Raw genomic sequence first — 9,996 nt, 5'->3', positions numbered from 1 at the left:
ACGAGACGATGAACGCACTCACCGCGCTGACCCTCAAGGCCAGCGAGACCTCCATCCCCGTCGTCTCGCCGACCGACGCCGACGGCCCGTTCACGCTGCTGTGGCTGATCATCGCGCTGCCGCTGCTCGGCGCGGCGGTGCTGCTCCTCGGCGGCCGCTACACCGACAGGTGGGGCCACCTGCTCGGTACGGCGACCTCCGCGACGTCGTTCGTCATCAGCCTGGTCCTCTTCATCACCCTGCTGGGGCGCGACGAGGGCGAGCGCCAGATCAGCCAGCACCTCTACGACTGGATCGAGGCGGGCGGCCTGCACATCGGGCTCGACCTGCTCTACGACCCGCTGTCGGCGCTGTTCCTGCTGCTGATCACCGGTGTCGGCTCGCTGATCCACGTCTACTCGATCGGCTACATGGCCCACGACCCGCGCCGGCGCCGGTTCTTCGCCTACCTGAACCTCTTCGTCGCGGCGATGCTCATGCTGATCCTCTCGGAGAACTACGTCGGCCTGTTCCTCGGCTGGGAGGGTGTCGGCCTCGCGTCGTACCTCCTCATCGGCTTCTGGCAGCACAAGCCGTCCGCGGCGGCCGCGGCCAAGAAGGCGTTCGTCATCAACCGGGTCGGCGACATGGGGCTGGGCCTGGCCATCTTCTTGATGATCGTCACCTTCGGCACGACCAGCTTCAGCGGCATCAGCGCGATGTCGGGAGGCGCCACCGAGACGACGCTGAACTGGATCGGCGTGCTGCTGCTCGTCGGCGCCTGCGGCAAGTCGGCCCAGGTGCCGCTCCAGGCCTGGCTCCTGGACGCGATGGAGGGCCCGACGCCGGTGTCCGCGCTGATCCACGCGGCGACCATGGTCACGGCCGGCGTCTACCTGATCACCCGCTCCAACTTCGTCTTCGAGCTGGCCCCGACCGCGCAGACCGCGGTCGTCATCGTCGCCACCGTCACGCTGCTGTGGGGCGCGATCATCGGGTGCGCCAAGGACGACATCAAGAAGGGCCTGGCCGGCTCCACGATGAGCCAGATCGGCTACATGATGCTCGGCGCCGGCCTCGGCGTCGCGGGCTACGCCTTCGCGATCTTCCACCTGCTGACCCACGGCTTCTTCAAGGCCAACATGTTCCTCGGCGCCGGCTCGGTCATGCACGCCATGGACGACGACGTCGACATGCGCCACTACGGCGCGCTCAACAAGATGCTGCCGGTCACCTTCCTGACCTTCGCGATGGGCTACCTGGCGATCATCGGCTTCCCCGGCTTCTCGGGCTTCTGGTCCAAGGACAAGATCATCGAGACCGCGCTGGTCGAGAACCCGGTCGTCGGCGTCTGCGCCCTGCTGGGCGCGGGCATCACCGGCTTCTACATGACCCGGATGATGCTGATGACCTTCTTCACCGACAAGCGGTGGGAGAAGGGCGTCCACCCCCACGAGAGCCCGAAGGTGATGACGATCCCGCTGATCGTCCTCGCCGCGCTGTCGGTCCTCGGCGGCCTGATGCTGGCCGGCAACTGGATCGTCGACTGGCTCAGCCCCGTCGTCGGCCACGCCGAGCACCACGAGCCGCCCGTGCCGGTCATCGTCCTCACCCTGCTCACGGTCGCGGTCGTCGCCGTCGGCGTCGCGGCGGCCTGGTTCCTGGTCGGCAGACGGGAGGTGCCGCGGGTCGCGCCGGCGGACGTCTCGATCGCGACGAGGGCCGCCCGTGCGGACCTCTACGGCGACGCCATCAACGAGGGCCTGGTCGTCACGCCCGGCAAGGCCGCGGTGAGCAGCCTCACCGCCGGCGACCGCTCGATCGTCGACGGTCTCTTCACCGGTGGTACGACGGTGCTGGCCGGCACCGGTGAGCTGCTGCGGCGGCTCCAGAACGGCTACGTCCGGTCCTACGCCCTCGGCATCCTCGGCGGCGCACTGCTCCTCGTCCTGACCCTGGTGGTGGTGAACTGATGTTGTCGCTGCTCATCTGGCTGCCGATCGCCGGCGCGGTCGCCGTCGCGCTGCTGCCGCGCACGCTCAGCAAGACCGTCGGCCTCGGCGTCGCGCTGGCGACCCTGGTCGTGGGCGTGGTCGTCGCGGCGTCGTACGAGCTCGACGGCGGGCGGCAGCTCACCGAAGAGCACGAGTGGATCGAGGCGTTCGGGGTCCACTACGCCCTCGGCGTCGACGGGCTCGGCCTGCTGCTGGTCCTGCTGACGGTGCTGCTCGTCCCGCTGGTGCTCGGCGCCGAGTGGTTCAAGGCCGACGCCCCCGGCTCGGCCGGAGCGCGCTCCTTCGTCGCCTGGACCCTCGCGCTGGAGGGGCTCTCGCTCGCGGTGTTCTGCGCGACCGATGTGTTCTTGTTCTATGTCGTCTTCGAGGCGACGCTGATCCCGGCGTACTTCCTGGTCGGCGGCTTCGGCCGCGACGGCCGGGGCGCGGCGGCACTGAAGTTCCTGATGTTCCAGCTGGCCGGCGGTCTGGTGCTGCTGGCGTCGGTGATCGGCCTGTACGTCGTCTCCGCCCAGCAGGGCGAGCCGTCGTACCTCCTCTCCGACCTCGAGAAGCTCGACATCGGCACCGAGGCCGGGCGCTGGCTGTTCTTCGGCTTCTTCATCGCCTTCGCGGTCAAGGCACCGCTGTTCCCGCTGCACACCTGGCTGGCCGACACCACCGAGAAGGCGACGCCCGGCACCGGTGTGCTGCTGGTGTGCATCCTCGACAAGATCGGCACCTTCGGGATGATGCGGTTCTGCCTGGGCATCTTCCCGGAGGCTTCGCAATGGGCGACGCCGCTGGTGATCACCCTCGCGCTGATCTCCGTCGTCTACGGCGCCCTGGTCGCGATCGGGCAGGACGACATCTTCCGGCTCATCGGTCTCACCTCGCTGAGCCACTTCGGCCTGATCACGCTCGGCGTCTTCACCATGACCAGCCAGGGCGGCACCGGCGCGATCCTCTACATGGTCAACCACGGTCTCGGCACCGCTGCGCTCTTCCTGGTGGCCGGCTACCTCTACGACCGCAGCGGCACCGCCTCGATCCGCGAGATGCGCGGGGTGGAGAAGGTCGCCCCCGTGCTGGCCGGTCTGCTGCTCGTCGCCGGCCTGGCCACGCTCGGCCTGCCGGGGCTCTCGCCCTTCATCAGCGAGTTCCTGGTGTTCGTGGCGGCCTTCGACTACGGCTGGTGGGTCGGCGCCATCGCGGTCACCGCGGTCGTCCTGTCGGCCATCTACGTGCTGTGGCTGTACCAGCGCACGATGACCGGCCCGACACCGCCGGAGATCGAGGGCACCCGCGACCTCGGCGTACGCGAGATCGCCGCGGTGGCCCCGCTCATGGCCGCGCTGGTGTTCTTCGGGTTCTACCCGGCGCCGCTGCTCGACGTGAGCAACCCGATGGTGGGTGACCTGATGCAGCAGGTCGGGGTGCAGGACGACGCGCCGACGGTCGCCCATGCCGGGTCCGAGGGAGAGGGTGACCACTGATGGAGTTCGTGAAGCCCGAGCTCGAGTACGCCGAGCTGCTGCCGCTCCTCATCGTCTTCGGCGGTGCCTGCGTCGGCGTCGCGCTGGAGGCCATCCTCCCGCGCGGGACCCGCCGCCTCCCGCAGGTCGGTCTCGCGCTGGTCACCGTCGCGGCGGCGCTGGTCGCCACGGTCGTGGTCGGCGTGAACCTCGACGAGCACACCGGCGCCGCCGGCGCCGAGGGGCGCGGACTGGTCGGCGCGATGGGCAGCATCGTGGTCGACGGCCCGACGGTCTACCTGTGGGGGCTGCTGCTGGTCTTCGCCCTCGGTGGCGTCGCGCTCTTCGGCGAGCAGCGCCTCGAGGGCGGGGTGTCGGCCTTCACCGGCCAGGCGGCCGCGCTGCCCGGCACCGAGAGCGAGCGCGAGGCCTCGACCCGCGGCCTGGAGCACACCGAGGTCTACCCGCTGCTCCTGTTCGCGGTCTTCGGCATGCTGCTCTTCCCGGCCTCCGGCGACCTGCTGACCATGTTCGTCGCCCTCGAGGTGCTCTCGCTGCCGCTCTACCTGCTCTGCGGCCTGGCCCGCCGGCGCCGCCTGCTGAGCCAGGAGGCGGCGATGAAGTACTTCCTCCTCGGCGCCTTCGCCTCCGGCTTCTTCCTGTACGGCGCCGCGCTGGTCTACGGCTACGCCGGCTCGGTCAGCTTCGCCGGCATCAACGAGGCGGTCCGTGCCGGTTCGGCCAACCACGGCCTGCTGCTGGCGGGCATCGGGCTGCTCGCGGTCGGCCTGCTGTTCAAGGTCGGCGCCGCGCCCTTCCAGGCGTGGACCCCGGACGTCTACCAGGGCGCGCCCACCGCGGTGACCGCGTTCATGGCGGCCGGCACCAAGGTCGCCGCCTTCGGTGCGCTGCTGCGCCTGCTCTACGTCGCCTTCGGCGGCGAGCGCTGGAGCTGGCAGCCGACGTTGTGGGTGATCGCGATCGCGTCGATGCTCCTCGGCGCCGTCCTCGCCATCGTGCAGAACGACGTGAAGCGGATGCTGGCCTACTCCTCGGTGGCCCACACCGGATTCATCCTGGTCGGCGTGCTCGGCGTCCAGAGTGCGGGCGACCTCGCCGAGGGGCAGTACACCTCGCTGGAGGGCGTGCTCTTCTACCTCACCACCTACGGCTTCGCCATGATCGGCGCCTTCGCCATCGTCACCCTGGTCCGCGACGCCGGGGGCGAGGCGACGGCGTACGACCGCTGGGCGGGCCTCGGGCGGACCTCGCCGCTGGTGGCGGGCGCGTTCGCGTTCTTCCTCCTCTCGATGGCCGGGATCCCGCTCACCGCGGGCTTCATCGGCAAGTGGGCGGTGTTCACCTCGGCGCTGTCGGCGGGCGCCTGGCCGGTGGTCCTGGTGGCGATCGCGTGCAGCATCCTGGCGATCACGTTCTACGTCCGGCACATCCGGCTGATGTTCTTCACCGAGCCCAGTCAGGACGGCGCCGGCGTGGTCACCCGGTCCTCGCTGCTCACCTCGGGCACCATCGTGGTGTGTCTGGTGGCGACCCTGGTGATGGGTGTCGTGCCGGGCCCGGTTCTCGATCTCGTCACCAGTGCGGGAGACTTCATCAGGTGAGCCCTGATGCGCGTCCCGCCGACCTGGCGCTGCCGATCGACGACACCGCCCTGGCCGACCGGCTGCGGGCACGGATGGCCACGGTCGAGGAGGCGCTCTACGGGCACGCGTCCAGCCGCGCGCCGTACGTCACGGAGGCGGCGCGCCATCTGCTGGCCGCCGGTGGGAAGCGGTTCCGGCCGTTGCTGGTCCTGCTGGCGGCTGAGGCGGGGCCGCGGCCCGACGCCGAGGAGGTGCTCACCGCCGCCTGCGTCGTGGAGATCACCCATGTCGGCTCGCTCTACCACGACGACGTCATGGACGAGGCAGCGCTGCGCCGTGGCGAGGACTCCGCCAACGCCCGCTACGACAACCTGGTCGCGATCCTCACCGGCGACTGGCTCTTCGCCAAGTCATCGGAGCTGACCGCTCAGCTCGGGCCCGAGGCCGTGCGCATCCAGGCCGAGACCTTCACCCGGTTGGTCGAGGGGCAGATCCTCGAGACCGTCGAGCCGGGACCCGAGGACGACGCGCTCGCCCACCACCTCGAGGTCGTCGCCGGCAAGACCGGCTCGCTGATCGCCACCTCGGCGCACTACGGCGCCCTCTTCTCGGGTGCCTCGCCGGAGGTGGTCGCCGCGCTGACGGCGTACGGCGAGCTGGTCGGCACCGCGTTCCAGCTCTCCGACGACATCCTCGACATCGCCTCCGACAGCGAGGAGTCCGGGAAGACGCCCGGCACCGACCTCAAGGAGGGGGTCCCGACGCTGCCGGTGCTGATGGCGCGCGCCTCCACCGACCCGGCCGACGCCCGCCTGCTCGAGCTGCTCGACCCCGCGCGCACCGATCTCGCCGGCGACGCGGACCTCCACGCCGAGGCGCTCGACCTGCTCCGCAAGCATCCCGCGATGGAGCAGGCCCGGGCCTATGTCATCGCCCGTGCCCAGGAGGCCAAGCGGCTGCTCGCGGCGCTGCCCGAGGGCTCGGTGCGCTCCGCGCTGGAGGCGTTCGCCGACGTCGTGGCGGTCCGCTCCGCCTGAGCCAGGTCTTTCAGCACGCCGGCTGCCAGGCTGAGCACACCCGAACCGGCACGCCGTACGACACGTCAAGGAACCCCACGCGTTCGCGGAACGTGTTGATTTTTCGGCGTTCATTTAACAGATAGGTCGGATCTGTTGACAGAGTTGACGTGTGGTCTGGAATCCCGAGATCCCCTTCAACGACCTTCCGGAACTGCCTCCGGTCGGGCTCGACCTCGAGCCGAAAGAGGTGCTCAAGGCCGCTATCGAAGCGCGCGCTGCCTTGGCGACGCTGGCTCAGGCGGGACGACTGCTGCCGAACCCGAACGTGCTGATCCACGCCGTGCCGCTGCTCGAGGCGCAAGCGAGTTCGGAGATCGAGAACATCGTGACGACGGCGGACGAGCTGTTCAAGCACGTCGACTCCGGTGGTGGTGACCATGCCACCAAGGAGGCGCTGCGCTACCGCACCGCTCTCTTCGCCGGGGTCGATGCCATCCGGAGCAGCCCTCTCTCCGCCACGACGGCAGCGACCATCTGTTCTCGCCTCCAAGGGCGGGACATGGACATTCGGGCGGTTCCTGGCACGCGGATCGTGAACCCCGGCACTCGTGAGGTGGTCGACGCGCCTCCTGAGGGAGCGGACGTGATCCGCGAGAAGCTGGCTGCCTGGGAACGCTTCGTCCATGGCGAGGAGGACCTCGATCCGTTGGTGCGCATGGCGGTCGCGCACTATCAGTTCGAGGCGATCCACCCGTTCCACGACGGCGACGGGCGCACCGGGCGCGTCATCAACATCCTCATGCTCATCCAGTCGGGTCTGTTGGACGAGCCGATCCTCTACCTCTCACGGTCGATCATCGCGCGGAAGCACGACTACTACCGTCTCCTGCGCGCGGTCAGCGCTGAGGGTGCCTGGATCGAATGGGTCTGCCACATGCTGGAGGTCGTGCGGGAGTCGGCAACCTCGACCACGCGGAAGATCGGCTCCATCCGTGCCTGCCAGAACGAGATCGCCGAGCGGGCGCGTGCCGCCACGCCGGGTGGTCGTGATGCCCGGTTCCTGTCGGTCCTCTTCGAGCAGCCCTACTGCCGCATCGGCTCTGTCGTGGAGCGGTGCGATGTGTCGAGACAGATCGCTTCGACCTGGCTGCACGCCCTCGTCAGCGCGGGCCTTCTCTACGAGGCCAAGGTGGGGCGGGAGCTGCTGTTCGTCAACCATGAGTTCCTCGACGTGCTCACGCGCCCGGAGTGAGGTCCGGCGCCGACGTGTCCGACCACCTCAGAGTGCGCAGGACTCGGCCGCGAGGGCGAGCTGGCGGCGTCGGTGACGTAGGGCGTCGACGGTGAACGCGACCAGCGCGAGCCAGACCAGCCCGAACCCGACCCACCGCCCGGCCGGCATCGCCTCGCCGACCACCGTGATGCCGAGGGCGAACTGCAGGATCGGGGTGAGGTACTGCAGCAGCCCGAGACTGGTCATCGACACCCGGGTCGCCGCGGCGCTGAAGCACAGCAACGGTACGGCGGTGATGATGCCGCTCGCGATCAGGAGCGCGACGTGGCCGGTCCCCTCGTCGGCGAAGTGCCCGCGCCCGGCCGCACCCAGCCACACCAGGTAGGACAGGGCGACGGGCGCGATCACCGCGGTCTCGAAGGCCAGGCTCTCGATCGCGCCGACGCCGGCGGACTTCTTCGCGAGGCCGTAGGTGCCGAAGGACATCGCCAACGCGAGCGCGATCACCGGTGGCCGGCCGTAGTCCACGGTCAGCACGACGACCGCGACGGCCCCCACGGCGAGTGCCGCCCACTGGACCGGCCGGAGCCGCTCCCCGAGCACCAGCACACCGAGCAACACGGTGACGAGGGGGTTGATGAAGTAGCCCAGGGATCCCTCGACGACGCGGTCGCTGTTGACCGCGTAGATGTAGATGCCCCAGTTGCCGGTGATCACGACGGCCGCGGCGAGGAGCAGGGCGGTCCGGCGCCGGTCGCGCAGGACGGCACGCAGGGCGGCCCCCCGGCGCAGAGCCAGGACGAGCAGCCCCATGACGACCACCGACCAGACGATGCGATGAGCCAGGATCTCCACGGCGCCACTGGGTTTGAGCAGGGGCCAGTAGAGGGGAAAGGCACCCCAGAGCAGGTAGGCGAGGAACCCGAGGGCGAGCCCGCGACGCTGGTCCGACACACTGGGACCCTAGCGGCGTGTTCCGGCTCGCGGGGGCGAGGTGGTTTCAGGTAGCGCCCATGCGGGCACGAAGGCCGTGTCCACGAACGATCCTGATCACGAGGGGGAGTCCCTATGCGATTCATTCGCACCATCTCCGTCCTGGTGGCCGCCGTCACGGCTGCCCTGCTGGGACTGACGCTCGCACCGACGGCCGCGCAGGCCGATTCCATCCAGGTCCAGCCCGGCCAGGTCGTCGCCGCCAAGGGCGTCACGCCGCGTACGGTCCTGATCGGCGACTGCGGTCCGCACCCCGCGGCTGGCTGCTACGGCAAGCGTCTCTGGGCCAAGTTCGCGACCGACCCGCTCGCCGCGGGCGTCAAGATGAAGGTCTACGTCAAGCGCAACGGCCGTTGGGTCCGCATCGCCAAGGTCAAGACCAAGGGCGATGGCCTCACCAAGAAGGTCTTCGTCCGCGCCGAGAAGGGCAAGAAGACCAAGTACAAGGTCATCGCCAAGGGCGACGCGGTCTACGCCAAGGCCAGCTACAAGTTCACCGTCAGCCGTCGCTGAATGCGGTGACACCCGACGCGAAGCGCCGCCGAGCTCCTGCTCGGCGGCGCTTCGCTTTGTCCGCGGGGTCCGGGCCGGGTGGGCCGGCCGGTCAGTCGACGGTCCAGGTGTCCCCGGCGCCGATCAGGGCGGCGAGCCGCTCCTCTGGCGTCCCCCGGTCGGCGACGGCCTGGGTCGCGGTGGCGACCTGGGCCCGGGCCTGGTCGTCGTACGTCGGGCGGTCGACCTGGCGGAAGATCCCGATCGGGCTGCGGTTGAGGTAGCCGGCGTCGGTCAGCCGGCTGACCGCGAACGCCGTCGACGGGTCCGGGTCGTGGGCGTCGTGGACGAGGATCGCGTCGGCGGGCACGGAGGCCGTGTCGGCGACCTCGACGCCGCCGGCGGCGCGGACCAGGGCCTTGTCGCCCAGCCCGGTGGCCTCGTCGCGGGTGCCGAAGGTGATCGGCTCGCCGTGGACCAGCGGGATGATCGCGTGGGCCTTGGTGTCGTTGTCCTTGATCGCGTCGAAGGCGCCGTCGTTGAAGATCGGGCAGTTCTGGTAGATCTCGACCAGCGAGGTGCCGCGGTGGGCGGCGGCGGCGGCGAGGACGGCGGTGAGGTGCTTGCGGTCGGAGTCGATGGTCCGCGCCACGAACGACGCCTCGGCACCGAGCGCGAGCGAGACCGGGTTGAACGGGTGGTCGATCGAGCCCACGGGGGTGGACTTGGTGACCTTGCCGGTCTCGGAGGTGGGGGAGTACTGGCCCTTGGTCAGGCCGTAGATCCGGTTGTTGAACAGCAGGATCGTCATGTTCACGTTGCGGCGCAGGGCGTGGATCAGGTGGTTGCCGCCGATGGACAGTGCGTCGCCGTCACCGGTGACGACCCAGACGTTGAGGTCCTCGCGGGCGGTGGCGATGCCGGTGGCGATCGACGGCGCGCGGCCGTGGATCGAGTGCATGCCGTAGGTGTCGAGGTAGTAGGGGAAGCGTGAGGAGCAGCCGATGCCGGAGACGAACACGATGTTCTCGCGGCGCAGGCCCAGGTCGGGGAGGAAGGACTGGACGGCCTTGAGGACGGCGTAGTCGCCGCAGCCGGGGCACCAGCGGACCTCCTGGTCGCTGGAGAAGTCCTTGCCGGTCTGGGTCTCTCCCTCGCCGAGCGAGGGGACCAGCTCGGTGCCGGAGCGCAGGGACGGGTTGCCGA

At 69.8% G+C, this 9,996-nt stretch carries 8 protein-coding genes; 6 read left to right on the top strand and 2 right to left on the bottom strand.

Translation table 11 applies throughout. From position 1 onward, the window contains the following. Window positions 1–8 precede the first annotated feature (8 nt). The 5 genes from nuoL (at window position 9) to QJ852_23630 (ending at window position 7,323) form a co-directional block, all read left to right on the top strand. Window positions 9–1,952 carry an NADH-quinone oxidoreductase subunit L gene (nuoL, locus tag QJ852_23650; GenBank protein ID WGX96130.1) on the top strand — a complete coding sequence of 648 codons (1,944 nt, stop codon included), beginning with the start codon at window positions 9–11 and terminating at the stop codon, window positions 1,950–1,952. Beyond that, window positions 1,952–3,469, top strand: coding sequence for an NADH-quinone oxidoreductase subunit M (locus QJ852_23645; GenBank protein ID WGX96129.1), 1,518 nt, complete (start codon window positions 1,952–1,954; stop codon window positions 3,467–3,469). The genes nuoL and QJ852_23645 overlap by 1 nt, the downstream gene beginning before the upstream one ends. Next, window positions 3,469–5,070, top strand: coding sequence for an NADH-quinone oxidoreductase subunit NuoN (gene nuoN / locus QJ852_23640; protein ID WGX96128.1), 1,602 nt, complete (start codon window positions 3,469–3,471; stop codon window positions 5,068–5,070). The genes QJ852_23645 and nuoN overlap by 1 nt, the downstream gene beginning before the upstream one ends. 74 nt (window positions 5,071–5,144) lie before the next feature. After that, window positions 5,145–6,089 carry a polyprenyl synthetase family protein gene (locus QJ852_23635; protein ID WGX99499.1) on the top strand — a complete coding sequence of 315 codons (945 nt, stop codon included), beginning with the start codon at window positions 5,145–5,147 and terminating at the stop codon, window positions 6,087–6,089. Window positions 6,090–6,240: 151 nt separating this feature from the next. Further along, on the top strand, window positions 6,241–7,323 hold the full coding sequence (locus tag QJ852_23630) for a Fic/DOC family N-terminal domain-containing protein (GenBank protein ID WGX96127.1): 1,083 nt from the start codon (window positions 6,241–6,243) through the stop codon (window positions 7,321–7,323). 27 nt (window positions 7,324–7,350) lie between these two features. On the opposite strand, the gene rarD is transcribed toward QJ852_23630, so the two are convergent. Further along, complete coding sequence (rarD, locus tag QJ852_23625; protein WGX96126.1) at window positions 7,351–8,259, bottom strand: EamA family transporter RarD; 909 nt, start codon at window positions 8,257–8,259, stop codon at window positions 7,351–7,353. A 114-nt stretch (window positions 8,260–8,373) separates the two neighbouring features. On the opposite strand from rarD, the gene QJ852_23620 reads away from it, so the two are divergent. Beyond that, window positions 8,374–8,811 (top strand): hypothetical protein, encoded by a 438-nt coding sequence (locus QJ852_23620; protein WGX96125.1) that lies wholly within the window; start codon window positions 8,374–8,376, stop codon window positions 8,809–8,811. A gap of 91 nt (window positions 8,812–8,902) precedes the next feature. On the opposite strand, the gene QJ852_23615 is transcribed toward QJ852_23620, so the two are convergent. Then, window positions 8,903–9,982 (bottom strand): 2-oxoacid:ferredoxin oxidoreductase subunit beta, encoded by a 1,080-nt coding sequence (locus QJ852_23615; protein WGX99498.1) that lies wholly within the window; start codon window positions 9,980–9,982, stop codon window positions 8,903–8,905. Window positions 9,983–9,996 lie beyond the last annotated feature (14 nt).

The sequence above is a fragment of the Nocardioides sp. L-11A genome, assembly GCA_029961745.1.
GTDB lineage: Bacteria > Actinomycetota > Actinomycetes > Propionibacteriales > Nocardioidaceae > Nocardioides.
This window is presented reverse-complemented; position numbering and strand designations above follow the sequence as displayed.